Origin of the sequence: Mesorhizobium sp. M7A.F.Ca.US.010.02.1.1 (genome assembly GCF_004023085.1) — a bacterium.
Classification (GTDB): Bacteria; Pseudomonadota; Alphaproteobacteria; order Rhizobiales; family Rhizobiaceae; genus Mesorhizobium.
The window spans coordinates 32162-57055 of sequence record NZ_RZRV01000029.1; the positions used below are offsets into that span (position 1 = coordinate 32162).

A 24894-nucleotide genomic window follows, 5' to 3' on the forward strand; every position below is an offset into this window, starting at 1 on the left:
AAATGAAGGATATGACGAAAGATATTCTGGCTGGCGCCGAGAGCAGGCGCCGGAACGGTTCTGGTGACGCCCTTGGGCCGAACTCCGAAATCGGACGCAAACTCAAACAATATTACGACGCGCTGGTCTCCGACGATGTGCCGGATCGCTTTTCCCAGTTGCTTAGCCAGCTGGAACAGGCTGAACCCGCACAGAAGAAGGACTGAGGCATGGCCGCGGTCTCCCAAGGCTTCAAGACCGATCTGCTTGGGGCAATCCCAAGTCTGCGCGCGTTCGCCGTGTCGCTGACGCAAAATGCCGATAAAGCCGACGACCTCGTCCAGGAAACGCTCGTCAAGGCTTGGGACAAGCATGAGAGCTTCCAGCCCGGCACCAACCTCAAGGCCTGGCTTTTCACCATCCTGCGCAACGAGTTCTATTCGCAGATGCGCAAGCGCGGGCGCGAAGTGCAGGACAGCGACGGTATCATGACGGCCAGGCTTGCCGTTCATCCGGCTCAGCACGGCCAGCTTGACCTGAAGGATTTTCGTGGGGCGCTGGAGCAATTGCCGGAGGACCAACGCGAAGCCATCATCCTCATCGGCGCGTCTGGTTTCTCCTACGAGGAGGCCGCCGAGATCTGCGGTTGCGCGGTGGGGACGATCAAGAGCCGCGTCAGCCGAGCCCGTACGCGCTTGCAGGAGATCCTGAAAATATCAGGCGAGGACGAGTATGGTCCGGACGCAATTTCGGCCCAGGTAACGAGCTCGCCGGCAAGCTGACCGCGATCGTGTCTCAAGCGCGTCCGCAGGCCGCGGCGACCGCTTGCACGAGGTCTTCACCCGAATAGGGTTTGCCAATCAGCCTGACGCCCGGAAACGATGCCTTGATCTCCTCTGCATCCGAATAGCCCGACGCAAACACGAAAGGTATGCCTGCCGCGCGCAGGCCGGAGGCGAAATCGATCGTCGAGACACCGCCCAGCATCAAGTCGACAATGGCTGCATCGAATCGCGTGGCGACCTCGCGGCCATCGACCTCGGTCAGGTCACGGGCGATCACCACCTCATCGGCGCCATGGTCGCGGCAAAGCTGCTCGACATCCATGGCGATCAGAAATTCGTCCTCCAGGACCAGAATCCGCAATCCGTCAAGCAATGTGGGCACAGGCAAAGACTCCTTGAAACGCCGGAGTCATGATCGCTAATTCGCTTGCTGTCATTTAAAAAAGACATGTGGCAAGCGGGCGGAATCTCAATCCTTGCAACGGGATGAAACGCGCTCCTCCAAGAGCGGGCTTTCGAAGGGGGTCGAAATGTCAGTCCAGAACAATAGCGCTTTCTCCAGCCGCCAATATCCTTGCGAGAACTGCCCATTGCGGCCGTTGCCGATTTTCCGCGATTTCGAAAAACAGGAACTGGCCTTCATCAGCAAATTCAAGAAGGGCGAACTCGCAGTCGAAAAGGGTGGCACGGTGCTGGTGGAGGGAAGCCATAGCGCCCATCTCTACACCGTGCTCTCCGGCTGGGCGTTTCGCTACAAGTTGTTGCGGGACGGCCGCCGCCAAATCCTCAACTATCTCATGCCCGGCGATCTGATCGGCCTGCAAGGCAGTGTGATGGGCGAGATGCAGCATTCCGTAGAGGCACTGTCGCCGATGCTGCTGTGTGTTTTCGAGCGCGAATATCTGCATGAGCTGTACCGCAATCATCCCCGGGCTGGCCTATGACATCACCTGGATCGCATCGCGTGAAGAGCGGATGCTGGACGAGAACCTGCTCAGCCTCGGGCGCCGCAGTGCGATCGAGCGCGCTGCCTATCTCATCGCCTTCATCGGCAGCCGCGCCAAGGTCGTTGGACTGAATGGCAACCAAACTGTCCAGATACCGATCACGCAGCAGCACATTGCCGATACGCTCGGCCTGTCGCTGGTTCACACCAACAAGACGATCCGCAAGCTGATGGATCGCAAGCTGATCGTCTGGCGCGACGGCGGCTGCGTGGTCTCCGACAATGAAGGCCTCAAGCGGCTCGCCGGCTGGGAAGGGCTGGGTGAAGCGCGCCGGCCATTAATCTGAGGAAGCGTCTTTTGCGGGAGCCGACGGACCGGGTGCGCGCCGATGCGTTTTCGGCTACTTTGTCCCCAATGCCGGAACCTTGAGGCGGGCAGCGCGTTTGAAACCAAGCAATCACAAGGAGTTAAGCCATGGCCACTGCCGCAGGAAAGACCGCAAACGACGCCCGTGCAAATGCGGACCTGGAAGCCGACATCAGGCAGTTGAAGGCCGACATCGACAAGCTCACCAAACAACTGGCCAAGACCGGCGAGCATGGTTATGGCACCGCGCGCCGCGCAGCCACGGAAGGGGTCGAGCAGTTGCGTGCGCAGGGCGAAGCAGCCTTTGACAGCCTGCGCAGCAATGCCAAGGACATCGAAGCGCAGATGATGGCAAGTGTACGCGAAAAGCCGGTGACGTCACTGGCGATCGCCGCCGGCGTCGGCTTCCTTTTCGCGCTCATCGCGCGTCGCTAGTCGCGCTTCGGATGGGAATGCTGGCAACCCTGATCTCGGGTCTCGCCTCGGGGGAGACCGTGGCCGCCATATACCGGGCGCGCACGGCGGCAATCGTCTATGTGATCGCCATGGCCGCCGCACTTTGCGGTCTCGGCTTTCTTGTCGGGGCCGCCTATATCTGGGCGGCGATGCGCTATGGGCCGCTTGCCGCGGCACTGGGGTTCGGCGTCGGTTTTCTGGTGCTTGCCGGGCTTGTCCTGCTGGTCTACCGGATATCGGCAGGCTCGCGTGCCCGGCGCCGGGCGCAGCGCCGCAATGCCGACATGAAGGCGATCGGCATCACCGCCGCACTCGCCGTGCTGCCGAGCCTGCTTAAGGGAAAAGGCGGTCTCGGCGTCATTCTGGGGCCGGCCGTGGCCCTCGCGGCCTACGCCATCTACCGCGAGAATGTGAAATCCGACGATCCGGACGAGAGCGAGCGGAGATAGAGCTGTCGGGAGGTCACTTCGACAGATCTTCCAGGGGCATCGATATTTCGGCAAATACGCCTTCCGGCCGGAATTCATGGGTCACTTCGCTGGAAATGACCTTGGCAAGGCTGCGGCGAATGAGGATCGAGCCGAAGCCGTGCCGATCCGGCGGAGCGACTTGCGGGCCGCCGCTTTCACGCCAGGTCAGCACAAGACGCCGGGCATCCCTCCTGCCTTGCGTCCTCCAGCCGAGGTCGACCCTGCCTGACGGCACCGACAGCGAGCCATATTTCAGCGCGTTGCTGGCGAGTTCATGCAGGATCAGGCCAAGCCCGATGGCCTGGTCGGGCGACAGCAGCAGGTCGTCGCCGGAGATCGTCATGCGCGGCTGCTCGGCCGTTTCGAAAGGTTTGACCTCGATTTGGACGAGTTCACTGATGCCGATGCCACGCCACTCGCGGTCCGACAACAGATTGTGGGCGATGCCCAAGGCCTGAAGCCTGGCGCCGAAGGCCTCAAGGAACTGGCTTGGCTGGCGGGCGTGGCGCACGGTCTGGGTTGCCAGCGCCTGGACGGTCGCCAAAGTGTTCTTGACGCGATGGTTGAGCTCACGCAGCAGCAGCCGTTGCCGTTCGTCGCCGAGCTTGCGCTCGGAGATGTCGTAGTTGACGCCGAAGATCAATGTCGGCTTGCCGTCGCCGTCACGCTCGATCACACGGCCGCGCGTGGCGAGCCAGCGCGGCGGATGAAAGCCCTTCACCCGGTGTTCGCCGAAATAGTCGTCGCTGCCGGTCAGGGCGTCGCGAAAGCGGGTTTCGGTCTGGTAGACGTCACGCGGATCGATGGCGGCGAGGATGTCACGTGCGCGCAGCCGGTTGGAGCGCGGCAGGCTGAACAGCTCCGACATCAATGTGTCGCATTCGATGATATCGGTGCGGATGTCCCATGCCCAACTGGCGAGCGACGCCGCATCGAGTGCGATGGCGCGTCGTTTTTCCTCGCGCACCAGTGCGGCCTCGGCGATCGCGCCGCTGCGGGTTGCATCCTTGAGGGTGAACAGGCTGGCGGCGAGGCTGGCGAGCGCCTTCAACTGGTCGAGCTCGGCGCGGGATGGAAAACCATGCGGCTCGCGGTCGAGCACGCACAGAGTACCGATGCGGGCACCTGCCACGATCATCGGCGCGCCGGCATAGAAGCGGACATGATGTTTTCCGGTGACCAGCCGGTTGGTCTTGAAACGGGGGTCCGTCGTTGCATCCACGACCACCATCGGCTCGTCGCCGGCGGAAATCGCATGGGCGCAAAACGAAACGTCGGTCGCCGTTTCGGTCTCGTCCAGGCCGAAGCAGGATTTGAACCACTGCCGTTCGAGGTCGACGAGCGTGACCAGGGCCATCGGCACCTGCATCACCGCCGCGGCAAGGCTGCTGACGCGGTCGAAATCGGGATCGGCCGCCGTATCCAGCATCTCCAACCCGTGCAGCACGGCGAGCCGGTCAACATCCTTGACTGCGCGCGCAACTTCGGCCGGCAGCTCGGGCACTGTTTGCGTCTTGCCAGTCACCCCACTTGCCTCGTCCCGGTCTTCGCCGCCGCCTGCTTGCGCTGGTGCAAGGCCAGCGCGCTTTTCCGGAACCATCCAAGCGAGGAACCGTTACCCGACCATGATTTGCCGAGCGCGCCAGCTGGTGCAGAATGAGACAGGGATCGAGCATGGCCAAGATCATTCCAGAAAACAAGGCGCGGCAGGGGCGTTGGGGCTGGCATGGATTTCGAATCCTGATCGCCGCATTGCTTCTGGTGTTTGCTGCGTGGGGCATTGCCGAGATTTATGGTGTGTTGATCAAGGCGCCAACCAGCGATGAACAGCATGTCCCCGCACCCAGCACCACCGAGCAGGCTCCTGCTGGCTAAAGCCGGTTTGTTCGTTGCAACGCATCGCATCAGGCGGCTCTCGATTGGGCCGCGCTCGCCGGCACCAGTACATTCAGCGCGCCAGGCTGGATTTCGATTACCGTTTCATGGTCAAGCCTGACCAATTCGCCGTCCATCACAGCGCGAAACTTGCGGCTGCTCGAATGGATTTTCAGCACCGTTCTGTTCGTCTGGTGGATTTCGACATGTTCGTTGTCGCGCCATTTGCCGCGCGCCACGTTGAAGAAAAACTTGACCAGTTCGGCGCGCTGCTTCGCCACCGTGACATAGACACCGAGTACGCCGCCCGCCGGATTGTCGGCGTAAGGCAAATGGCCTTCGCCGAACAAATTGTTGGTGATGCCGATGCCGGTGATGCGTGCCGCCATTTCGGCTTCGCCGATGCTGAGCGTCACATTCATCGCAGGTGGATTGTTGATCGTCGCCCAAGCCGCTTTGGCCGAGGCGCGGATCTTTCCCAACCGCGAACCGAACTCCATCTTCTGGCGCAGTTGCACCATCTTCGCATGCATGCCGATCGAGAACTGATGTATGAAAGGTTGGCCATTGGCTGTCGCCACGTCGACCGCGATGATTTCGCCGTCGGCGAAGGATTTCAGCGCTCCATCGAGTGACTGCGGAATGCCCAACCCCCGTGCGAACAGGTTCATGGTGCCGGCCGGCAATATGGCAAGCGCCTTCTTCGTGCCCATCAGCCGGGCGGCCGCGGCGGAAATGGTCCCGTCGCCGCCACCCGCCAGCACGATGTCGACAGAGCGACGCGAAGCCGCGCTGTCGAGCGTTTCCACCACGTCCTTGCCGGCGACAATTTCGATGCTGAGCGAGTGCCCTGCCGTCTCCAGCGTCTGATGCATCCTGTCGGAGAAGGCGACGAGGTCGGTGGTGCGCAAAGTGCCGCCATCCCGGTTCAGCACCGCTGCGAATTTCATACCCCGCTCCACCATGTCAGCCAAAAAGCGGCCGGGACACGCCCAGCCGATGGCTGAAACGCGGCAGCGACGGAAAGGTTCCTTTGACACGGAGGGGCTTCTAAGCCGCTCGATCATTCCGTGTTTTCGTTTCCCGAACCGCAGTGGTTTTGTCGGAACAACAGACTGGTCACGACGTTGTGAACCTGTAGATGCCGCGTCCGATTTCCCCAGCGAGCACGACGCGGCGCATGAGATCAGGCACGAGGAGAGACTATCATGATCCGCAATCTTTTAGCCACGACCGCACTCGCAACACTGATCGCGACGGGCGCATATGCGCAGAGCGCGACGACCCCGGCGCCGGCACAGAGCCCAGCCGTTCAGGAGTCAGGCGCCGCGACGGTCCGCGCAGAGGGCAGCATCGTCACCAACATCATCGGTGAATCCGTCTACAACGGCACCGGCGATGATGCCGAGAACATCGGCAATGTCAGCGACGTCGTCTTCGACAAGGATGGGCAGGCGAAATCCGTCGTCATCGACGTTGGCGGTTTTCTGGGTGTCGGTGCCAAGAGCGTCGCCTTCGAGTACGGCAAGCTGCAGTGGGCCGAAAAGAATGGTGACCGCTGGCTGGTAGCCCAGACGACCAAGGACGAGTTGACCGCTCAGGCGGAATTCGACAGCCAGCCCTACAGTCCGGCCCCCGCACCTGCGGCATCGACCGACGCGACCGCACCTACGGCACCTGCTACGACGGATACGGCACAAAAGCCGGCCGACATGAACGCCGCTCCGGCGGAACCGGTAAAGCGCGCGGACGGTAACCTTGCCACCAACATCATCGGTGAAGACGTATATAACGGAACCGGTGATGACGCGCAGAATATCGGCGACGTCAACGACATCGTGCTGACCAAGGAAGGCAAGGCCGAGTCCCTGGTCATCGGCGTGGGCGGTTTCCTTGGCCTCGGCGCCAAGAATGTCACCTATGATTTCTCTAAGGCGCAGTGGGCCGAGAAGAATGGCGACCGCTGGCTGGTGGCCCAGACCACCAAGGAAGAGCTGCAGGCGCAGCCCGATTTCGACCGCAAGGCCTATGATCCGGCGCCGGCCACGACGGCTTCCAACGAGCCTGCGGCCACCGCTCCGGCTGCTGTGCCGTCCGACACGACGGCTCCTGCTGTCGCTCCGGCAGATAAGACCGCCGAAGCTCCGGCAGCGACCACCCCTGACGCCTCGGCTCCCGACCAGACACAGACTGCCGCCATCGACAAGTCGACGTTGACCGAGATGCCGGTCGGCGAGATTCGTGCCGATGACCTGAAGGGCACGACTGTCTACGGCGCAAACGACGCCAGGGTAGGCGAAATCGGCGATGTCGTGCTTGCGCCTGACAACAAGACGGACGCGGTGGTCGTCGACGTTGGCGGCTTCTTAGGCGTCGGTGAAAAGGAGGTCGCGGTTGGTATGGATAATCTCAAATTCATGACCGACAAGGACGGCAACAAGTACCTCTACACGACCTTCACCAAGGAACAGCTCGAGGCTCAAACCGCCTATGATAAAGGCAGTTACGCCGAACAGCGCGATCAGCAGCGCATGATCGTAAGGTAATTCTGTTCAGCCCAATGAAGCCCGCGCTGGCAACGGCGCGGGCTTTTTATGTGTGGCCAGGTGGCAGGCCAGCGGCATGGCCGACGAGGCCGTTCTCGGTCAATTCGGCCAGCGCCAGCGACTGGTCGAGATGTTCGGCCCGCCAGGCGAGCAGCCGTTCGGCGAATTCCAGGCGCACGGTGAGATGGCCGGGGTCGGCCGCGAGATTGTCCAGCTCGCCCGGATCGCTTTTTAGATCAAAGAGCAGCGGCGGCAGATTGCCGCCGAAATGCACATATTTGAAATGCTCCGTGCGGATAACGGCGAGGTTGCATTGGCGTGCGGCGATGCCGAAATGGTTTTCGGCCTCGCCCGCGGCAATCGAGCGGAAGTCAAACTCCCAATGCGCGGCATCGCGCCAGGCCGCAGGGGTTTCTCCGCCCAGGAACGGCTTCAGCGAGGCGCCGTCGAGATGCGGCGCGGGCTTTTCGCCGAGCAGGTCGAGAAGCGTCGGCAAAATGTCGACCGCTTCGGTGAAGCTGTCGACACTGCCGCCGGTCGCCTTGCCTTGGCGCGGATCGCGAATGATCAGCGGAATGTGGTAGCTGCCGTCGAAATAGCCGCCCTTGCCCAGCATGAAATGGTCGCCCATCATCTCGGCATGGTCCGAGGTCAGAACGATGATGGTGTCGTCCCACGCGCCTGTGGCCTTGACCGCTTGCCAGACGCGGCCGAGCTGCGCATCGACCTCGGAAATCATGCCGTAATAGATCGCGCGGATGCGGCGAAAATCGTCTTCGCTCCAGTCGTGCACCTTGCCTCTGGCGTCCGGGCGGAATTTTATCTGTTTCTGCCGGCCGAGATCATAGGCAAGGTAGGGATGGTTTTCCGCCTCTTCGTGCCAGCTTGCCGCGCGCCGGAAGGCCGGGCCGTCAGCTGGATCGTACATCGTGTTGTAGGGCTCCGGCACAATGAAAGGCGGGTGCGGGCTGATGAAGGAAAGATGCGCGAACCACGGCGTGGCGTCCTCCTGTTCGCCAAGCCAACGCGTGAATTCGCCGGTCAGGAAAGCCGCCGGCGTTTGTTGCCCGGAGTAGACGGGCGGCGCGTTGCTGATGGTCCCGGCCACGCCGTCGGCCAGCGGACGGTGGATGTCGGGAGACCCGGCGCTGGCGTCGACACCTTGCAGCTCCAGCCAGGATAGCCATTGCTTCTGGTGCTCGGGCAGCAACTGGCGCACCGTAAAGCCCGGCAGCACGCCTTCATAGCTTTGCAGCCGCGGATCGCCCGGCGCCAGCAGGCGCGGATCGAGCGAGACGTCGGTGTAGCCGAACAGCGTCGGATCATAGCCCAGGGCGCGAGCCGAGAGCGCGATGTTGCCGTGGCGAGCGTCGAGCGGCGTGCCGTTGCGGCAGACGCGGTTGTTCATCTGGTAGAGGCCGGTGTAGAGGCAGGCGCGAGCGGGCGAACAGGGTGCCGCGCCGCCATAGTGCCGCTTGAACAGCACACCCTCCGCGGCCAAAGCGTCGGTATTGGGCGTCTGCACGACCGGATGGCCGGCTGCGGACAGACAATCGCCACGCCACTGATCGCATGTGATCAGGAGAATGTTGGGCCGCCTGGCTTTTCCAGTCACTCACGATACCTTTTTCGCGGGATGTCGAACGCCGTTCATGGAACCGAATTCCGGCCACGGCGCAAGCCCGACTCTGCGGGCCAATTGGTGAACGAACCTTGTTCCATCGTTCACTTTTACGACACAGTCCATTCTGTGTTTGCCGCCTTTGCCTAAACTGCTCTGGTCCTCATATTGGCGTGGACAGCGGCGAGGGCCGCACATGCACCAAGGAAGGAGCAAGACAATGCTCGACCAGATCAAGGGCCTGCATCACGTCACATCGATGGCCAGGGATGCCCGCCAGAACAACGAATTCTTCACCAGGAAACTCGGCCAGCGCCGGGTCAAGAAGACCGTCAATTTCGACGCGCCCGACGTCTACCACCTCTATTACGGTGACGAGATCGGCACGCCGGGTTCGGTGATGACCTATTTCCCTTTCCCCGATATAGGCAAGGGCCGGCATGGGGTCGGGGAAGTCGGAACCACCGTCTACTCGGTGCCGGAAGGCACGCTTGGCTATTGGGAAAGCCGTTTTGCCGATGAGGGCGTCACCGGCCTCTCGCGCGAAGAGACCTTCGGCGAGAAGCGCCTGGCTTTTGCCGGACCGGATGGTGACGGCTTCGCGCTGGTCGAGGGCAAGGGTGACGGCAGAGCGCCCTGGGCGAAAGGCGGTGTTCCGGTCGACCAGGCGATCCGCGGTTTACATTCGGTATCGCTCAGGCTGAAGGATGGCGGCGCCACCGAGGAGCTGCTGAAGTTCATGGGCTATGAGGAAGTCGACAAGTCCGGCAATCTCAGGCGGCTGGCGGTGAAGAACGGCAATGGCGCCGACGTCATCGACATCGAATCGCTGCCGAGCACGGCCTTCGCCGATCTCGGTGCCGGCTCTGTCCATCACGTCGCCTTCGCGGTCGAGAACCGCGCCAGGCAGCTCGAGGTACGCAAGGCGTTGATGGACACCGGCTATGGGGTGACGCCGGTGATCGATCGCGACTACTTCTGGGCGATCTATTTCCGCACACCGGGTGGCGTGCTGTTCGAAGTCGCCACCAACGAGCCGGGTTTCGATCGCGACGAGGATACCGCTCATCTGGGCGAGGCGCTGAAGCTGCCGTCGCAGCACCAGCACCTGCGGCCGTATCTGGAACAGCATCTGCAGAGACTGGAAGGCTGAGGTCATGAGCAAGGACGCTTACATCCACAAGCTGATGCCCGGTTCGCCGGGTGGTCCATTGCTGTTCGTCTTCCATGGCACTGGAGGCGATGAGAACCAGCTTCTGTCGCTGGGGCGCGATCTGGCGCCTCAGGCAACCATCATCTCGCCGCGCGGCGATGTGTCCGAACAAGGTGCCGCGCGCTTCTTTCGCCGCACCGGCGAGGGCGTCTACGACATGGAGGATCTGGCACGGGCGACGATCAGGATGGCGGGCTTCGTCAAAGTCCATGTCGAAGCAGCGAAGCCATCGGCCGTGCTGGGTCTCGGCTATTCCAACGGCGCGAATGTCCTGGCCTCGGTGGTGTTCGCGGTTCCAGCGCTGTTCGACGCGTCGGTGTTGATGCATCCGCTGATCCCGTTCGAGCCGCAGGTGAAGGGCAGTCTCGCCGGCCGCCATATTCTGATGACCGCCGGCAAGCGCGACCCGATCTGCCCGCCGAACCTGACCACGCGACTCGAGGCATATTTGCGTGCCGACGGCGCCGATGTCACAGTGGAATGGCACGATGGCGGGCACGAGGTGCGGCCAAACGAGATCGAGGCGGCACGGCGGTTCTTTGCCGATGCTGCCCAAGGAGCATAGCGATGCCTGACCAACTGCCTGAGATCGAACTTGAGGATCGCGGTTCCAAGGGCCGCTATGTCCTGCGTGGACCCGATGGCGCCGAGGCCGAGATGACCTTCACCAAGATCGGTGAGCACCAGATCATCATCGACCACACCGAGGTGCCGGACGTCTTTCGCGGCCAGGGTGCCGGGCTTCGCCTCGTCACCCGCGCCGTCGAGGATGCGCGTGCGGCGGGTAAGAAGATCATCCCGCTCTGCCCGTTCGCCAACGCCCAGTTTCGTCGCCATCAGGAATGGGCCGACGTGCTGAAGCAATAGGGGTTTCGTCGCTTGGAAACGGTGCGGAAAGCGGCTGCGATCCCCACGGGGATGACTTTGGCATTTGTGCGGGTAGCGCATCCTGCCTAAGTCGATATGATATATCTCAGCCCCTTGCCGACAAACGAACCGAATGATCCCCCTATGACCGAAACCGATCTCGTTCCCGTCTTCGACGGCCACAACGATACGTTGCTCAGACTCTACCAGTCGAAAGACACGGATGTCGAAAAGCTGTTCATAGAGGGGAAATCGGGCGGCCATATCGACCTGCCGCGTGCCAAAGCCGGCGGCTTCGCCGGCGGCATGTTTGCCATCTTTCCGCCGCCTGTCGAGAAATCCAGGCGCGGCGCCGTGCCCCTGGCGCCGAGTACCGCCGAGCCGCTGCCGCCCGAGGTTCCGCGCAATGAGGCGCTGACCTCGACCATCGCGATGACCTCGATCCTGTTCAGGCTGGAACGGGCCGGAGCGCTCACCGTCTGCCGCAGCGCCGGCGATGTGCGCGGTGCCATGGCGCAAGGCTCGATCGCCGCGGTGTTCCACATCGAAGGGGTCGAGGCGATCGATCCCGAGCTCACCATGCTCGACGTGCTGCATGAAGCCGGCCTGCGTTCCCTCGGCATCGTCTGGAGCCGGCCGAACGCCTTCGGCCACGGCGTGCCGTTCCGCTTCCCGTCCTCGCCCGACACCGGCCCCGGCCTGACCGATGCCGGCAAGGCGCTGGTCAAGGCCTGCAACCAGTTGAAGATCATGATCGACCTCTCGCATCTCAACGAGAAGGGCTTTCGCGATGTCGCGGCGCTCAGCGATGCGCCGCTGGTCGCGACCCATTCCAACGTGCACGCGATCTGCGGCCATTCGCGCAACTTGACCGACTGGCAGCTCGGCGCGATCCGCGAAACCGGCGGCATGGTCGGGCTGAACTTCGCAACCGGCTTCCTGCGCGAGGATGGTCGCATGAATGCCGACACAAGCCTCGACATCATGGTGCGGCATATCGATTCGCTGCTGCAGGCGCTGGGTGAGGACGGCGTTGGTCTTGGCTCCGATTTCGACGGCGCCATGATCCCGGCCGTCATCGGGGATGTCGCCGGCCTGCCGAAGCTGATCGATGCATTGGCGGCACGCGGTTTCGGCCGCGCACTGATCGAAAAAATCGCCTATCGCAACTGGCTCAATATGCTCGAGAAAACGATAGGTTAGAGACAGCCTGCGGCATGGCGCGTGCGGCCCGCCGGCATATGTCGACAAGGACATACTTCGTCGGTGGAAGCCGGATGCGATTGGGTGGATAGCCGGCAATGCTGAAGACCTCCACGGATGAGGGCGGCGAATTCGAGCGAACCGATGTCGTCATCGTCGGTGCGGGTTTCACAGGCCTGTCGGTGGCGCTCGAGATGAAGAAGGCCGGCATCGATTTCATTCTGCTCGAAGCACGCGACCGGGTCGGCGGACGCGTCGAGTCCCGACTGAACGGACTTGGCGAACGGATCGATAGTGGCGGCCAGTTCCTGTGCGAGGACATGCCGGAATTGATGGCGCTGATCGAGGCGCGCGGCAAGACGCTGGTTGAAACCTATGTCGATGGCGATTTCATCACCCAGCCGACGATGTCCGTACAACAAGCAGAGCGGATCTATGACGCGGCAATGGCAATCCGCGAGCGCATGAACGGGGTCGATCCGGACGACGTCTCGATTGCCGGACTGACCGTTGCCGACTGGCTTGCCCGCCAGCGCGATTCGGCCGATGCCAGGGCCGTCTTCCGTTCGATGATCGAAGGTCTCTGGTGCATGGCGCTGGATCAGATTCCTCTCTGGTATCTGATCGACAATGACCGACGCGTCACCAACGAGGTGCCGGAGCTGCAATATTTTGTGCGCGAAACCATGCATTCACTGGCCGACGATCTGGCCCGCGACCTTGGCGATCGGTTGCGGCTCAGCGAGCCGGTCACGCGCATCGAGCATAGTTCGCAAGGTGTTCTTGTCGTTTCGGCCGGGGGTGCCATCGAGGCGCGCACGGTTCTGGTTGCCGTCCCCCCGGCGACGGTGACGGAGCTCGCCTTTGCCCCCGCCTTGCCAGCTGGACTGGGGCGGGCGCTCGGCGCCTGGAAAAGCGGCGCGGCTATCAAGATCCTGGTGCGCTATGCCAAACCGTTTTGGCGCGGGCGGGATTTGAACGGCATGGTGATGTGGCTCGATCCGCCGGGACTGTTTGCCTGCGACGCCGGCAAGGATGTGGAGCATGCCGCGCTCGTCGTGTTCGTCGGCGGGTCGCTCGCGCTGCGCTGGCGCGACCTCGGTGAGGTGGAACTGCGTGCGGAGGTGACCGGCCGGTTGGAGGCAGCCCTCGGCCCGAGTGCCGGCGACGTCATCGATTTCAGTTTGCGTGACTGGGTAAGAGATCGCTGGAGCGGCGGCGCGTACAGCGATCTTGTTGTCGACGTGACAGCAAGAGATGCCGAGCGAACGATCCTTGCCGGCGCACCGCCGGTGTATCTCGCCTGTTCTGAACTCTCGCCGTCGTTTCCGGGGTATGTCGAGGGCGCCATCATTGCCGGGCGTATCGCCGCGCACAAGATCATTGCCGAACTTCAAGCTCCGGTCTGAGCCTGGTCTTTTCGAAAAACTGTTTGGCAAGATCGGGTCAGGTTGCGCCTCGAGCCCGAGCGCCGTCGAAGCTATGCCCGATTTTGCCCGACTTCGCCCGAATGCTGTTTCGAATTGGTTACAGTGCCAGTCCTTCGCCACCCCATCGCCGTTACAAAGTGCGGATAAGTTCATTTCACCGCCAAAAGAAACTCAGCGAAGGGGAAGGCAATGCATGCGAAAATCCAGACGATCCGCGGCGAGAGCCGCCTTCAGGCTCCAGAGCGCAATGACCGCCGTCCGAAACTGGCGCTGCGCCAGCGGGCCAGCGACCACCCCATGGCGATGTTCATGGTGCTGGCTGCTTGCGCCTTCGTCGGCATGGCGTTCACGCCGACAATCGGGCCGGCCTTCGCTTCGTTGAATCCGCCGTCCAATCTCATCGACGGGGCGCAGACGACGACCAGGACCGCGCGTCTGCCGGTACCGGTGACCGACTTCGCCTGCAAGGGCCAGACCTGGGGTGCCGAGAGTATCGACTGCCTGCGCGCAATCGCCGAACAGTCCGGAACACACAAGAGCCGCGCCATCCGCATGATCGCCACTGCCGCACCGTTGGCCGACACGCCGAATATTTTCTGATTTTATCGTAGCCTGATCCGAAACCGTTCCCGTTTTGGGATCATGTTCTGGACTCCCCGAGCGCTCCCTCCAGCGCGCTCTTCTTCGGCCCCCGCCCCCGGGGGCCTCTTTTTATTCTTTAAAGGCCGCCTGTTCGGCAATGGCGGACAGCACACTGCGCACATCAAGCGTGCTGAACGGCTTTTCCAGGATCTGCGGCCGCTGCTGTGCCGGCAGGGCCTCGATTTCGGCTTTCGCACCGATCAGGTCGCCTGTAACCAGCACGAAACGCCGCGCCAGGTCAGGCTTTTCGGCGAGCAGCTCGCGATAGATCGATATGCCGCTGACGCCGGGCATGCGCAGGTCCGAAAAGACGATGTCCGGCGGCATGTGGCCGCTCAAAGTGGCGGCGGCCGATTCCCAGACAGGAACGATCCGCGACTTGATGCCCATCAGTTCGAGTATGTCGGAGAGCGAGCCGGCGACATCCGGCTCGTCGTCGATGATCAAGGCATGGCGCAGGCCGCTCGATCGCGGCTGGTTGTCGCCGGCGGTGGCGAGGCCGGCCACGATGGCCGGCAGCTGGACGACGAAACGCGCGCCTCTCGGGAGCACTTCCTCGAACCAGACATTGCCATTGTGCCGCTCGATGATCGATTTCGAGATCGACAGGCCGATGCCGGTGCCGACGCCGACCGGCTTGGTGGTGAAATAGGATTCGAAGATGCGGCCGCGGATCGCTTCCGGCACGCCGGGCCCATTGTCCTCGACCGAGAAGCAGGGATGACCGCGGTCGCTGCGGAACGTCCGCACCTTGATCAGCCGGTCACCGGCAATGCCAGCCAAGGCGTGCTGGCTGTTGATGAGGAAGTTGGCCGCTACCTGCGTTACATGATCGGCGTCGGCCATGGCCAGCAGCGGGCCGGCGGCGAAATCGGTGTCGATGACGATGCCGCTTGAGCGCGCGCCATAGGCGGTCACTTCGAGTGCCGACCGGATCACCTGGTTCAGGTCGGTCTCGGCCTGTGCCGCGGGATGGAGGCGGACCATCGACAGGAAGCTCTTGACGATGCGGCCGCAGCGCTCGGCCGCAGCGCGGACTTTCTCGGCGCGCACCTTGGTCTGCGGATCGGAAGCGAATTCGTGCAGCAGCGTCGATTGCGCCACAACCACGGCCAGGGGATTGTTGAGCTCGTGCGATACGCCGGCCAGCAACGAACCCATCGCCGCCATCTTCTCGTTCTGGTGCAGCTTCTCGCGCTGCCGGCCGATTTCCTCCTCCGCACGCAATTTGTCGCGTAGGTCGCGGATGGAGCCGAAGATCAGGCGGCGGTCGGCGACCCGCATCTCGGTCGCCGTCAGCTCGATCGGGAACACTTCGCCGGCGGCATTCTGGGTCACCGTCTCGAGCCTTTGGCCGACCATCGGCGCGCCGCGGCCGGACATGTATTCGGCCCCCGAAGCATAGCCCTTGCGGTAATAGATCGGCACGATCGTATCGAGCAGATCCTTGCCGAGAATGTCGCTGCGCTGGAAGCCGAACATCTTCTCGGCGGCCGGATTGAATTCGATGATCGAGCCGGTCTCGTCGATGACGACGATGGCATCGAGCGAGGCCTGCAGCATAGTGCGGCGAATGACCTCGCTGGCATGGGCGTCGGAGGGCGAGCGCTCGATGGCGTCGCCGATAGCCAGGGCGATGATGTGCAGCGTCGCCTCTTCCTCGTCGGTCCATGCACGCTCGCTGACGCAGTCATTGACCGCCAGCGTGCCCCAGAGATGGCCATGCGCGAAGACCGAGACCGAGAGGAACGACTTGATGTTCTGCTTCTCGAAATCGGTCCTCAGGAAGCCTTCGAGGTCGCGCGTATGGCCGGCGAAGATCTTGCCTTGCCTCTCGTCCTCGGCAAGCCGCTCCAGCAGGGGGTCCGAATTGACGATCGATTGCATGATGACGGTCGGCGATGCCAGTTCGCCGCCGAAAAGAGGGTCGATCCAATAGGCGGCGACGGATTGGGCGAAGCCCTGGCCTGGCAGTTCGCGCAAGCGAAACAGGATGCCGCGCTGGCAATCCATGGCCCGGCAGAGCGTTTCCAGTATGCCGTCCATCTCGCGCTGCCAGTCGCCGGCCTCGCGCAGCCGGCGAACGACACGCACGGCCGCCATCGCCGCGCCCTGCCTGAACCCTTGCATATCGGTGCTTGCTGCTTCAGCGATCATCTTGTGCTGTCATTCCGGAGTCGCGCCAATTCGGAGTCGTGCCAATTTCGGCTGGCGAGCAACCGAATCCTTCTGGCCCGATCCTCAGTTGCCATCGCCGGTCGGCAGCGAGAAGATATAGCCCTCGCCGCGCACCGTGCGCAGGAATTTCGGATTGGCCGGATCAGCCTCGATCTTTTTGCGCAGCCGCATGATGCGAATGTCGACCGCACGCGACGATTCCGGATCTTCGGTGAAACCGATCGCCTCGGAGATCGCGGCGCGGGTCAGCAGCCGGTTGGCGCGGGTGAGGAAAATCTCCAGCACGTCGAATTCACTCTTGGCCATGTCGATCACCGCGCCATTGGCGCCGGTGACCAGCCTGCCATCGAGATCGGCCTGAAAGGGGCCGAAGGCAACGGAACGGCGATCCGTCCCGGCCTTCTTGTCCTGGAGCTCCTTCGGCTGGGGAACGCGGCGCAACACGCTGCGCACCCTGGCCAGCACTTCGCGCAATTCGTAGGGCTTGACGATGTAGTCGTCGGCACCGAGTTCCAGCCCGACGATGCGGTCGAGCGCGGTGCCGGCCGCGGTCGCATAGATGATGCCGATCGGCAGCTTCGAACGCAGCCAGCGGCCGAGGGAGAGGCCGTCCTCGCCGGGCATGGCGATGTCGAGAATGGCGAGATGGAACGATTGCGTTTCAACGAGGCTGCGCGCGGCGGCAGCACTTTCGGCGGTGACCACTTCATAGCCCGCGGCTTCGAGGTATTCGGCAACCGCATCCCTGAGGTCGGGCTCGTCCTCGACGATAACAATTCTTGCCCGCACGATGCTTTCGCTCCCACTTTCAGTGGAAAGTAGATTGGGTATAAACATCATGTCCAGCACTCATATCCGGGTTGCCAGGGAACGGTTGGAAAATATGGCCGCACGATCCGTTATTGCGCTTGTTTCGGTAGCCGAAGTGGTCGCGACCGAACTCGCCGACCATCTCGAGCGGCGCGGCCACGACGTGCATCAGGCGCGCCAGCCCTGGGAGGCCGAATCGCTGCTGTCGGGAAAGGGCATCGACGTCGTCGTCGTCGGCGACAGCCTCAGCCAGGCGGAGGGGCGCGACCTGCTCAGACGTTATGGCGGCCAAGGAGGAGGCGGCGAGGGCGGGCCGGATTTCATCCTGATCTGCCGGCCGGCCGATCTTGTCGACAAGGTGCTGGCGCTGGAGCTTGGTGCGGCCGACGTCGTCGAGAGTCCGCTCAATGTCCGTGAACTGGCCGCTCGTGTCGGCGGCCTTCTTTCGCGCCGCGGCAGGGGCACCCAGGAACTGATCGTGCTGGAGAACGCGACCGTCGATCTGAGATCGGCCATGGTCATGCATCGCTCCGGCTCCGAGGAACAGCTTTCGCCCGGCCAGGTGGCGCTGCTCAGGTTGTTCCTGGCCAGTCCGCGCAAGGTGCTCACGCGTGACGACATCATCGCCGCGGCACCGGCCGAAAACGCCGACGCCTTCGATCGCTCGATCGATTCGCGCATCGTGCGGCTGCGCCGCAAGCTCGACACCGACACCATCACCACAATACGTGGCGCCGGCTATCGGTTCGATCCGCCGCGGCAATTCGCCGACTGACTGCCGGGTACTGGCGCAATCCCTTTTTTCGGGCATCGGATTTTCCATCTCTGGGCCCGATGCTCTTGACACTCAGCGTACCAGCAGAAGCGATGGCCCCACCGGCATGTCACTGCCCATGGTGAGTTCGCTTGCATGGGCGCGGTCCCTGAGAAGCATGGTGGCAAGACCGGCAAAGCCGAGCAGGCCCTGGGCGTAAAGCAGTGCGGACAGCACCGAAGCAGCGAATTTCGTTTTCATCGTCGCAGTTCCCCAAAAATGCCAATTCTCTAGAAATGAACCTGTTGCGGGTCGCTTCAGGATACCCCCGAAGTGCCCGCGCCGCCCACGGAGCCCCCCGTCGCGGCGCGGGCCTTCGGTCCTCTCGGCAGCAAGTTGCCGGAGGCGCCGCGCAAACCCGTCAGCCTAAGGCCGACCCGCCAGAGGGCCTTTAGCCGGGCGATGCGCAGGCTGGAAACAATCCAGACCGTGGCGAAAAACAGTGCGGCATGCAGCGTCGAAATCTCGCCTGAAGTCATCGCGCCGAGGCTTGCCAGCGGGGTGCCGGCAACCGTGCCGACGCCGCCGATGACCGTTGCCGCGATGCTGATCCTGAGTAGCCAGGACAGCGCGTTCGATTTCGTTCCCATGTTTCGTTACCGGCTGTTTTCGTTACGTCAACTTTGCTTGCGGCCGGTATCCGGATCATGCCGCTTGAAACCTCGTTTTGTTGCAGTTCGGTTTCGAGATCGAGGGGCCTTCTTTCGTATGCCGTTGATTCGCACTTTCGTTTACAGGCAGATACCTATGTTCCCGGCTTTGATCTCGCCGTTAGGCTGCAGAGACGACACTTATTCGCTTCTATGAAGGGCTGCGCTCGTTAACCTGAGGAAACAGATTCGAAACACAAATGAGCGTTTTGCGAAATATCCCCGAAACATGACGCTGGGAAAAGCAGCCATCGAATTGGAGCCGGCCGAACCGGCAGAGAGAGGGGACTTCATCATGCATACCGCCATTTCCGCCAAGCTCATCAACATTACCGCCGCCGCGCTCACGGGTGCCGCACTGCTGCTCGGCGCCGGCTCGGGCGCAGCGCATGCCGCCAACAAGATCGTGGCGCGCGTTTCGCTTTCACAGCAGGTCATGGAAGTCTCGGTTGACGGCCGGCCGACCTTCGCCTGGAAGGTTTCCACCGGCGACCGGGCCCATGTGACGCCGACCGGCTCGTTCAAGCCGACGCGCATGCATGCGATGTGGTACTCGAAGAAATACGACAACGCCCCGATGCCGCACTCGGTCTTCTTCAGCGGCGGCTATGCCGTGCATGCGACCTATGCGATCAAGCGTCTCGGCCAGCCGGCTTCGCATGGCTGCGTGCGGCTGCATCCCGACAACGCTGCCGATTTTTACCAGCTCGTCGAAACCTTCGGGGCAACCAACACCAGCATCGTCATCGTCAAGTAGCAGGCTGGAAACGATGGCGTGTCAGCATGCTGCCACGCCTTGTTCAAGGCTCCCGCGGAATCCCGGGGTTGAGCACAGCCAAAAAAGAGGCCGGAGATTTCCGGCCTCTTTTCGTTTCTCAGCTCGGCAGTGCCGGCATCAGCTTGGGATCCGGTTTCTCGGCCAAATGAGGCAGGTCCTTGCTGGCGATGAAGGTGTAGAACATGGGCACGACGAAGAGCGTGAACAGGGTGCCGACCAGGATGCCGGTGAAGATGACCAGGCCCATCGAATAGCGGGCCGCGGCACCAGCGCCGCTGGACGTGATCAGCGGCACCACGCCAAGCGCCATCGCCGCTGTCGTCATCAGGATCGGCCGCAGGCGCACCTTGGCCGAGGCGATGATGGCGTCGCGCCGCCGCATGCCATGCATTTCGCGCTGCTGGTTGGCGAACTCGACCAGCAGAATGCCGTGCTTGGTTATGAGACCGATCAGTGTGATCAGGCCGACCTGCGTGTAGATGTTGAGCGTGCCGAGGCCCAGATTGAGCGGCACGATCGCGCCGAAGATCGACAGCGGCACCGCCATCATGATGATCAGCGGGTCGCGGAAACTTTCAAACTGCGCCGCCAGCACCAGATAGATGACGACAACTGCGGCCGCGAAAGCGATCAGGATGGTGTTGCCCTGTTCCTTTTCCTGCCGCGATTGACCGGAATAGTCGAGGAAGAAGGTGTCGGGCAGGCTCTCCTTGGCGATGTCCTCCAGCGCCTTCAGCCCGTCGCCGGTGGTGACGCCGGGCAGCGGGAGCGCCGAAATCGTCGACGAATTCAGCTGGTTGAACTGCTCGATTGCCGCCGGCGCCGCATTGGTCGAAATCTTGACCACCGCCGATAGCGGCACCATCTCGCCCGTCACGCTGCGCACGAAGTATTCGCCGAGCTTGTCGGGGTTGTCGCGAAACTCTTGCGGCACCTGCGGGATGATGTCGTAGCTGTTGGAGTCGCGGTCGAACTGCGCCACTTCGGCGCCGCCGACCAGCAAGGTCAGCGTGCGGCCGATATCGGCGATCGGCAGGTTCAGCGCCGCGGCGCGGTCGCGGTCGATGGTCACCGTCACCTCCGGCGCGTCATAGGCCATCGAATTCTGCACGACGATGAAGCGGCCGGAGGCCTGCGCCTTGTTCTTGATCTGCTCGGCCACCTCGTACACCTCCGAGGAAGCGCCCGTCGATCGCACCACCATGGAAATGGGCAGGCCGCCGCCGGAGCCCGGCAACGTCGGCGGTGCAAAGACGAAAGCCTCGACACCGGCCACTTTGGCGATACGGGCCGTAATGTCGGCCTGCAGTTCCTTCGAATTGCGCTTACGTTCCGCCCAGTCCTTGAAGGCATAGCCGACGAAGGCGCTGTTTGTCGTGCCGCCGAAGGCCACGGCCGAGAACTGCGCCCGTGTTTCGGGAATATCCTTCACCAGGCCGAGGATCTGGTTGACGTATGTCTCGGTGTAATCGGAGGTCGCATAACGCGGCCCCGTCACAATCGAGAGCAGAAAGCCCTGGTCTTCTTCCGGCGCCAGTTCGCTTGAGGTCTTGGTGAACATGAAGCCGGTGACGCCGACAAGCGCAAGCACGATGATCAGCGTCAATGGGCGATAGTTCAGTGATCCGGTGACGGCCCGTTCATAGCCATGCTCGACGCGCGCGAAGGTGCCGTCGACAATGCGCTGGAAACGGCCCGGCGTGCCGGACTTCAAGAGGCGTGCCGACATCATCGGGGTGATGGTGATGGCAATGACACCCGACAGCACCACCGAGCCGGCGAGCGTGACCGCGAATTCACGGAACAACGCGCCGGTCAGGCCGCCGGTGAAGGCCAGCGGCGCGAACACGGCGGCCAGCGTCATGGTCATGGCAACGATGGCCGACGATATTTCGCGCATACCGCTGAACGCGGCCTGCATCGGCGACATGTGGTCTTCTTCCATATGGCGATGGATGTTCTCCACCACCACGATGGCGTCGTCGACGACCAGGCCGATCGCCAGAACCATGGCCAGTAGCGACAGCAGGTTGATCGAGTAGCCGACCGCAAACAAAAGGAAGCAGACGCCGATCAGCGACAACGGGATGGTGATGATAGGCATCATCACCGACCGGAAGGAGCCAAGGAACAGAAGAATGACGACGATGACGATGGCAACCGCCTCGGCGATGGTCTTGAACACCTCTTCGATCGAGGCGCTGATCTGCCCGGTCGCGTCGTAGACGACCTCGATCGTCATTCCCTTCGGCAGTGTCTCCTGAATCTGTGGCACCAGCTTGGTGAGCGCCGCCGCCGTGGTCAGCGGATTGGCCGCCGGCGTCGGGAAGATGGCGAGGAAGGTGCCGGGCTTGCCGTTGAACGAGACCCTGGTGTCGGTGTTCTCGGCGGCGAGTTCGACGCGAGCCACGTCGCGCAACCGCACCACATTGCCGTCAGTCGAGCGCAGCGGCAGCTCGGCGAAGGCCTCCGGCGTCTGCAATGTCGAGCGCACGGTGATCGAGGAAACGACATACTCGTTCTGGGTGTTGCCGGGCGCCGACAGGAAGTTGGAATTGTTGATCGCCGTCAGCAGTTCGGAGGCCGTCACGCCGCGCGCGGCAAGCTTGACCGGATCGATCCAGACGCGCATCGAGTATTCCTGGGCGCCGAAGATCTGCACGTCGGCGACGCCTTCGACCGTCGACATGCGCGGCCTGATGACGCGCTCGATATACTCCGTAAGCTGCTCCTTCGTCATGTTCGGATTTTGCATCGAGATGTACATCATCGCGAACTGCTGGCCGGTGCCCTTGACGATGACAGGGTCCTTCGATGCGTCCGGCAAGGTGCCGCGCACGCCCTGGACCTTGGACAGAACTTCAGTCAGCGCGACGTCGGGGTTCGAGCCGAGCTTCATCTGCACCGTCACGGTGCTGGAGGACGGGCGGCTGGACGAGGTGACGTAGTCGATGTTTTCGGTCGAGGCGACGGCGCGCGCGATCGGGGCGGAAATGAAGCCCTGGATCAGATCGGCGCTGGCGCCCGGATAGGCCGTGGTGATGGTGATCGCCGTTTCGTCGACCTTCGGATACTGCCGGATCGACAGGTTGAAGATGCCCTGGAAACCCAGAAGCAGGATCATGCAGCCAAGGACCGTCGAAAGAACAGGCCGGCGAATGAAGAGATCGGAGATGCTCATTGCTGGCCGGCCTGCTTGTTTGCCGATTTGGTCGGGTCGATGGTGTTGTCCACAACGACGGACATGCCGTTGAAGAGGCGGTTCTGACCGGCGGTGACGACTTCGTCGCCAGCCTTCAGCCCCTCGACGATCTCGACCATGCCTTGATTGCGGCGGCCGGGCTTGACGAACACCTGCGACAGCACGAGCGCGGGCTTGTCACCTTCCGCCGCCGGCTTGGCCGCATCGGGAGCCTGGTCAGTCGGCTTTGCCGCATCGGCGGTGGGCTTGGCAGCATCAGCCGCCGGCTTCATGGCATCGGCCGGCTTGGTGTCCGCAGGCTTGGCATCAGCCGATTTGTCGGCTGCCGGCGCGGCGGGTTTTTCCTCCGGCTTGGCAGCTGGCGCCGCCTCGGCGGGCTTGGCTGGCTGCACCACGAAGATGTAGTCGCCATAGAGACTTGTCGTCAGCGCCGTCTGCGGCAGGGTCAGCACGTTCTGCTCTTCGGGCAGCTCGACACGCACCTGCACGAACTGGCCGGGGGTCAGCTTGCCATCGGGATTGGCGACTTCCGCCCGGATGTTCACCAGCCGGCTGGACGAGTCGATCTTCGGGTCGATGCCGCGAATGGCGCCTGCGAATGGCCTGTCCTCACCGCCAAAGCCCAATCGAATCGTCTGGCCTATCTTGAGCAAGGCGAGTTGCTGTTCGGGAACCGAGAAATCGACCCGCATCGTGTCGAGATCCTGCAATGTCACCACGGCGGTGCCGGGCGCCAGATACTGGCCGATATCGATCCTCGGAATGCCCACCGTGCCGCCGAAAGGCGCCGTCAACTGCTTCTGCTCGAGCACGGCCTGCAGCTTGGTGACCTGAGACGCCGAGGCCGAGGCCGCCGCACGCGCCGTGTCCAGCGTCGAGTCGGAGCCAACGCCACGCCTGGTCAGTTCGATGGCGCGGGCAAGCGATGTCTGATCGAGCGCGGCCTGAGCCTTCTGTGCGTCGAGATCGGCGCGCTCGACGGCGTCATCGAGCTGCAGCAGAACCGCATTGTCCGCCACCTTCTGGTTGGCATGGAAAAGGATGTCCTTGACGATACCGGTGGTCTCGACCGTCAGGTCGACACCGCGCACGGCCTTGACCGTACCGATCGCCTCGACGCCGGGCGTCCAGGCCGAAGGCTTGGCGATGGTTGTCGAAACGGTTGCTGCCGGCGGCTTCATCGATGCGAAGTACTGCTTGATGCCGTTGTCACGCAGGAAGTTGAAGCCCACGATGCCGCCGACCACGACGACGAGCAGGGCCAAAACCAGAACAATGATAAATATACGGAGTATGCGCTTGAACAAGGAAGTCCCCTCAGTCGAAAATCCGGCGCGAAGCGCGGATATCGGGACACATATCGACTGCGGGTCCCGATTTCAAATAATGGCGGTCTTACTGTACCGTCTGGACGGTCTTGTCAATTGGGCCTAAGCTTGCGATGGGAGGCACCATGAGAGCCCAACGACCGAATTCGCGCGAGAAGATTCTCGCCGCGGCGGCTGATGTTGCCCGGGAATCCGGACCAGGCAGCCTGTCGCTGGATGCCGTCGCCAGCCGTGCCGGCGTGTCGAAAGGAGGGCTCCTCTACAACTTCCCGACCAAGGCCAAATTGATGCAAGGTTTGGTCGAAGGCTATCTGCGTGAGTTCGAGCACGCGCTGGAAGCCGCCCGCACAAATGACAAGGACGAAAATCCCCTGGCCGTCTACATCAGGCTGTCGGCCAATGATTGCGAGGAAAAGCAGCCGTCGGCGTCCTGGATCTTCTCGGCCATCGCCGAGGATCCCGATTTCATGATGCCGATAAAGACCTTCAAGCGGCAGCTTTTCGAGCGGCTGAAGGGCGAAACGCCGGATCTCAAATCGCTATTGATCTGCTATCTCGCCATCGAGGGATTGCGCAGCATGAACCTCTTCGATTCGGATGTCCTGTCGAAAGACGAGCGCGAGCTGTTGGTATCGTCCCTGCTCGAGATTGCCAAATAGGTCGCCCACCCGCTTTTCGGCCAGGCCTGTGCGTCAACGCGGTTCGCCGGCGTCACACAGGGTTCATCGTGCGGC

25 protein-coding genes and 1 pseudogene are annotated in these 24894 nt (G+C 62.5%); 16 read left to right on the forward strand and 10 right to left on the reverse strand.

Features of this window, described 5'->3' with window-relative positions; genetic code table 11:
• The first annotated feature begins 2 nt into the window (after positions 1–2).
• Positions 3–206, forward strand: coding sequence for a NepR family anti-sigma factor (locus EOA19_RS24445; protein WP_023810998.1), 204 nt, complete (start codon positions 3–5; stop codon positions 204–206).
• 3 nt (positions 207–209) lie between these two features.
• Positions 210–761 (forward strand): RNA polymerase sigma factor, encoded by a 552-nt coding sequence (locus tag EOA19_RS24450; protein WP_013529285.1) that lies wholly within the window; start codon positions 210–212, stop codon positions 759–761.
• A gap of 13 nt (positions 762–774) precedes the next feature.
• Here EOA19_RS24450 and EOA19_RS24455 read toward each other — a convergent pair whose 3' ends face one another.
• Positions 775–1146: a response regulator gene (locus tag EOA19_RS24455; protein ID WP_023810999.1), complete on the reverse strand. Its 372-nt coding sequence runs from the start codon at positions 1144–1146 to the stop codon at positions 775–777.
• Between the two features lie 148 nt (positions 1147–1294).
• Here EOA19_RS24455 and EOA19_RS24460 point away from each other — a divergent pair.
• The 3 genes and pseudogenes from EOA19_RS24460 to EOA19_RS24470 all read left to right on the forward strand — a co-directional run bounded on the left by EOA19_RS24460 (position 1295) and on the right by EOA19_RS24470 (position 2982).
• Positions 1295–2057 (forward strand): annotated as a pseudogene (locus EOA19_RS24460) (Crp/Fnr family transcriptional regulator).
• Between the two features lie 128 nt (positions 2058–2185).
• Positions 2186–2512, forward strand: a complete 327-nt coding sequence (locus EOA19_RS24465; RefSeq protein WP_023811001.1) for a DUF883 family protein — start codon at positions 2186–2188, stop codon at positions 2510–2512.
• An 11-nt stretch (positions 2513–2523) separates the two neighbouring features.
• Positions 2524–2982, forward strand: coding sequence for a hypothetical protein (locus EOA19_RS24470; RefSeq protein ID WP_023811002.1), 459 nt, complete (start codon positions 2524–2526; stop codon positions 2980–2982).
• Positions 2983–2995: 13 nt separating this feature from the next.
• Here EOA19_RS24470 and EOA19_RS24475 read toward each other — a convergent pair whose 3' ends face one another.
• Positions 2996–4528 carry an HWE histidine kinase domain-containing protein gene (locus EOA19_RS24475; RefSeq protein ID WP_128305029.1) on the reverse strand — a complete coding sequence of 511 codons (1533 nt, stop codon included), beginning with the start codon at positions 4526–4528 and terminating at the stop codon, positions 2996–2998.
• A 149-nt stretch (positions 4529–4677) separates the two neighbouring features.
• Here EOA19_RS24475 and EOA19_RS24480 point away from each other — a divergent pair, with 149 nt between their 5' ends.
• Positions 4678–4878 (forward strand): hypothetical protein, encoded by a 201-nt coding sequence (locus tag EOA19_RS24480; protein WP_128305030.1) that lies wholly within the window; start codon positions 4678–4680, stop codon positions 4876–4878.
• 29 nt (positions 4879–4907) lie between these two features.
• Here EOA19_RS24480 and EOA19_RS24485 read toward each other — a convergent pair whose 3' ends face one another.
• Positions 4908–5828 (reverse strand): diacylglycerol kinase family protein, encoded by a 921-nt coding sequence (locus EOA19_RS24485; RefSeq protein ID WP_128305031.1) that lies wholly within the window; start codon positions 5826–5828, stop codon positions 4908–4910.
• Between the two features lie 258 nt (positions 5829–6086).
• Between EOA19_RS24485 and EOA19_RS24490 the strand changes: the two genes are divergently transcribed.
• A complete protein-coding gene (locus tag EOA19_RS24490; protein ID WP_128305032.1) occupies positions 6087–7424 on the forward strand; it encodes a PRC-barrel domain-containing protein in 1338 nt (445 codons plus the stop codon).
• Between the two features lie 46 nt (positions 7425–7470).
• Here EOA19_RS24490 and EOA19_RS24495 read toward each other — a convergent pair whose 3' ends face one another.
• Positions 7471–9039: an alkaline phosphatase family protein gene (locus tag EOA19_RS24495; RefSeq protein WP_128305033.1), complete on the reverse strand. Its 1569-nt coding sequence runs from the start codon at positions 9037–9039 to the stop codon at positions 7471–7473.
• Between the two features lie 226 nt (positions 9040–9265).
• On the opposite strand from EOA19_RS24495, the gene EOA19_RS24500 reads away from it, so the two are divergent.
• The 6 genes from EOA19_RS24500 (at position 9266) to EOA19_RS24525 (ending at position 14358) form a co-directional block, all read left to right on the forward strand.
• The gene (locus tag EOA19_RS24500; RefSeq protein ID WP_128305034.1) at positions 9266–10198 is read left to right on the forward strand and encodes a VOC family protein; all 933 of its coding nucleotides are present in this window, start codon (positions 9266–9268) and stop codon (positions 10196–10198) included.
• A gap of 4 nt (positions 10199–10202) precedes the next feature.
• Complete coding sequence (locus EOA19_RS24505; RefSeq protein ID WP_128305035.1) at positions 10203–10823, forward strand: alpha/beta hydrolase; 621 nt, start codon at positions 10203–10205, stop codon at positions 10821–10823.
• 2 nt (positions 10824–10825) lie between these two features.
• Entirely contained in the window at positions 10826–11125 is a 300-nt protein-coding gene (locus EOA19_RS24510; protein WP_127322535.1) for a GNAT family N-acetyltransferase, read from the forward strand.
• Between the two features lie 144 nt (positions 11126–11269).
• Entirely contained in the window at positions 11270–12328 is a 1059-nt protein-coding gene (locus EOA19_RS24515; protein ID WP_128305036.1) for a dipeptidase, read from the forward strand.
• Between the two features lie 98 nt (positions 12329–12426).
• Complete coding sequence (locus EOA19_RS24520) at positions 12427–13737, forward strand: flavin monoamine oxidase family protein (protein WP_128305037.1); 1311 nt, start codon at positions 12427–12429, stop codon at positions 13735–13737.
• Positions 13738–13947: 210 nt separating this feature from the next.
• Positions 13948–14358, forward strand: coding sequence for a hypothetical protein (locus EOA19_RS24525; RefSeq protein WP_127271289.1), 411 nt, complete (start codon positions 13948–13950; stop codon positions 14356–14358).
• Positions 14359–14469: 111 nt separating this feature from the next.
• Here the strand turns inward: EOA19_RS24525 and EOA19_RS24530 are convergent, their stop codons facing one another.
• Together EOA19_RS24530 and EOA19_RS24535 are read right to left on the reverse strand one after the other, a co-directional pair.
• Positions 14470–16557 carry an ATP-binding protein gene (locus EOA19_RS24530; RefSeq protein WP_164893022.1) on the reverse strand — a complete coding sequence of 696 codons (2088 nt, stop codon included), beginning with the start codon at positions 16555–16557 and terminating at the stop codon, positions 14470–14472.
• Positions 16558–16641: 84 nt separating this feature from the next.
• Positions 16642–17415, reverse strand: a complete 774-nt coding sequence (locus EOA19_RS24535; RefSeq protein WP_206631195.1) for a response regulator transcription factor — start codon at positions 17413–17415, stop codon at positions 16642–16644.
• Positions 17416–17461: 46 nt separating this feature from the next.
• Between EOA19_RS24535 and EOA19_RS24540 the strand changes: the two genes are divergently transcribed.
• Entirely contained in the window at positions 17462–18163 is a 702-nt protein-coding gene (locus tag EOA19_RS24540; protein WP_127271440.1) for a response regulator transcription factor, read from the forward strand.
• Between the two features lie 72 nt (positions 18164–18235).
• Here the strand turns inward: EOA19_RS24540 and EOA19_RS24545 are convergent, their stop codons facing one another.
• Together EOA19_RS24545 and EOA19_RS24550 are read right to left on the reverse strand one after the other, a co-directional pair.
• On the reverse strand, positions 18236–18403 hold the full coding sequence (locus tag EOA19_RS24545; protein WP_023811016.1) for a hypothetical protein: 168 nt from the start codon (positions 18401–18403) through the stop codon (positions 18236–18238).
• A gap of 56 nt (positions 18404–18459) precedes the next feature.
• Positions 18460–18792 (reverse strand): hypothetical protein, encoded by a 333-nt coding sequence (locus EOA19_RS24550; protein ID WP_128305039.1) that lies wholly within the window; start codon positions 18790–18792, stop codon positions 18460–18462.
• Between the two features lie 355 nt (positions 18793–19147).
• Here EOA19_RS24550 and EOA19_RS24555 point away from each other — a divergent pair, with 355 nt between their 5' ends.
• Positions 19148–19609: a L,D-transpeptidase gene (locus EOA19_RS24555; RefSeq protein WP_128305040.1), complete on the forward strand. Its 462-nt coding sequence runs from the start codon at positions 19148–19150 to the stop codon at positions 19607–19609.
• A gap of 118 nt (positions 19610–19727) precedes the next feature.
• Here the strand turns inward: EOA19_RS24555 and EOA19_RS24560 are convergent, their stop codons facing one another.
• Together EOA19_RS24560 and EOA19_RS24565 are read right to left on the reverse strand one after the other, a co-directional pair.
• Positions 19728–22811 carry an efflux RND transporter permease subunit gene (locus EOA19_RS24560; RefSeq protein WP_128305041.1) on the reverse strand — a complete coding sequence of 1028 codons (3084 nt, stop codon included), beginning with the start codon at positions 22809–22811 and terminating at the stop codon, positions 19728–19730.
• Positions 22808–24139: an efflux RND transporter periplasmic adaptor subunit gene (locus tag EOA19_RS24565; protein WP_128305042.1), complete on the reverse strand. Its 1332-nt coding sequence runs from the start codon at positions 24137–24139 to the stop codon at positions 22808–22810. Before EOA19_RS24565 ends, EOA19_RS24560 begins: the two co-directional genes overlap by 4 nt.
• A gap of 146 nt (positions 24140–24285) precedes the next feature.
• Between EOA19_RS24565 and EOA19_RS24570 the strand changes: the two genes are divergently transcribed.
• Entirely contained in the window at positions 24286–24819 is a 534-nt protein-coding gene (locus EOA19_RS24570; protein WP_023811021.1) for a TetR/AcrR family transcriptional regulator, read from the forward strand.
• Positions 24820–24894: the final 75 nt, after the last annotated feature.

Excerpts from the sequence above, each read along its gene's own strand:
- EOA19_RS24445 (WP_023810998.1), top strand. The coding sequence starts at position 3 with ATGAAGGATATGACGAAAGATATTCTGGCTGGCGCCGAGAGCAGGCGC.
- EOA19_RS24450 (WP_013529285.1), top strand. The coding sequence starts at position 210 with ATGGCCGCGGTCTCCCAAGGCTTCAAGACCGATCTGCTTGGGGCAATC.
- EOA19_RS24465 (WP_023811001.1), top strand. The coding sequence starts at position 2,186 with ATGGCCACTGCCGCAGGAAAGACCGCAAACGACGCCCGTGCAAATGCG.
- EOA19_RS24470 (WP_023811002.1), top strand. The coding sequence starts at position 2,524 with ATGGGAATGCTGGCAACCCTGATCTCGGGTCTCGCCTCGGGGGAGACC.
- EOA19_RS24480 (WP_128305030.1), top strand. The coding sequence starts at position 4,678 with ATGGCCAAGATCATTCCAGAAAACAAGGCGCGGCAGGGGCGTTGGGGC.
- EOA19_RS24485 (WP_128305031.1), bottom strand. The coding sequence starts at position 5,828 with ATGAAATTCGCAGCGGTGCTGAACCGGGATGGCGGCACTTTGCGCACC.
- EOA19_RS24490 (WP_128305032.1), top strand. The coding sequence starts at position 6,087 with ATGATCCGCAATCTTTTAGCCACGACCGCACTCGCAACACTGATCGCG.
- EOA19_RS24500 (WP_128305034.1), top strand. The coding sequence starts at position 9,266 with ATGCTCGACCAGATCAAGGGCCTGCATCACGTCACATCGATGGCCAGG.
- EOA19_RS24505 (WP_128305035.1), top strand. The coding sequence starts at position 10,203 with ATGAGCAAGGACGCTTACATCCACAAGCTGATGCCCGGTTCGCCGGGT.
- EOA19_RS24510 (WP_127322535.1), top strand. The coding sequence starts at position 10,826 with ATGCCTGACCAACTGCCTGAGATCGAACTTGAGGATCGCGGTTCCAAG.
- EOA19_RS24515 (WP_128305036.1), top strand. The coding sequence starts at position 11,270 with ATGACCGAAACCGATCTCGTTCCCGTCTTCGACGGCCACAACGATACG.
- EOA19_RS24520 (WP_128305037.1), top strand. The coding sequence starts at position 12,427 with ATGCTGAAGACCTCCACGGATGAGGGCGGCGAATTCGAGCGAACCGAT.
- EOA19_RS24525 (WP_127271289.1), top strand. The coding sequence starts at position 13,948 with ATGCATGCGAAAATCCAGACGATCCGCGGCGAGAGCCGCCTTCAGGCT.
- EOA19_RS24530 (WP_164893022.1), bottom strand. The coding sequence starts at position 16,557 with ATGATCGCTGAAGCAGCAAGCACCGATATGCAAGGGTTCAGGCAGGGC.
- EOA19_RS24535 (WP_206631195.1), bottom strand. The coding sequence starts at position 17,415 with ATGTTTATACCCAATCTACTTTCCACTGAAAGTGGGAGCGAAAGCATC.
- EOA19_RS24540 (WP_127271440.1), top strand. The coding sequence starts at position 17,462 with ATGGCCGCACGATCCGTTATTGCGCTTGTTTCGGTAGCCGAAGTGGTC.
- EOA19_RS24545 (WP_023811016.1), bottom strand. The coding sequence starts at position 18,403 with ATGAAAACGAAATTCGCTGCTTCGGTGCTGTCCGCACTGCTTTACGCC.
- EOA19_RS24550 (WP_128305039.1), bottom strand. The coding sequence starts at position 18,792 with ATGGGAACGAAATCGAACGCGCTGTCCTGGCTACTCAGGATCAGCATC.
- EOA19_RS24555 (WP_128305040.1), top strand. The coding sequence starts at position 19,148 with ATGCATACCGCCATTTCCGCCAAGCTCATCAACATTACCGCCGCCGCG.
- EOA19_RS24560 (WP_128305041.1), bottom strand. The coding sequence starts at position 22,811 with ATGAGCATCTCCGATCTCTTCATTCGCCGGCCTGTTCTTTCGACGGTC.
- EOA19_RS24570 (WP_023811021.1), top strand. The coding sequence starts at position 24,286 with ATGAGAGCCCAACGACCGAATTCGCGCGAGAAGATTCTCGCCGCGGCG.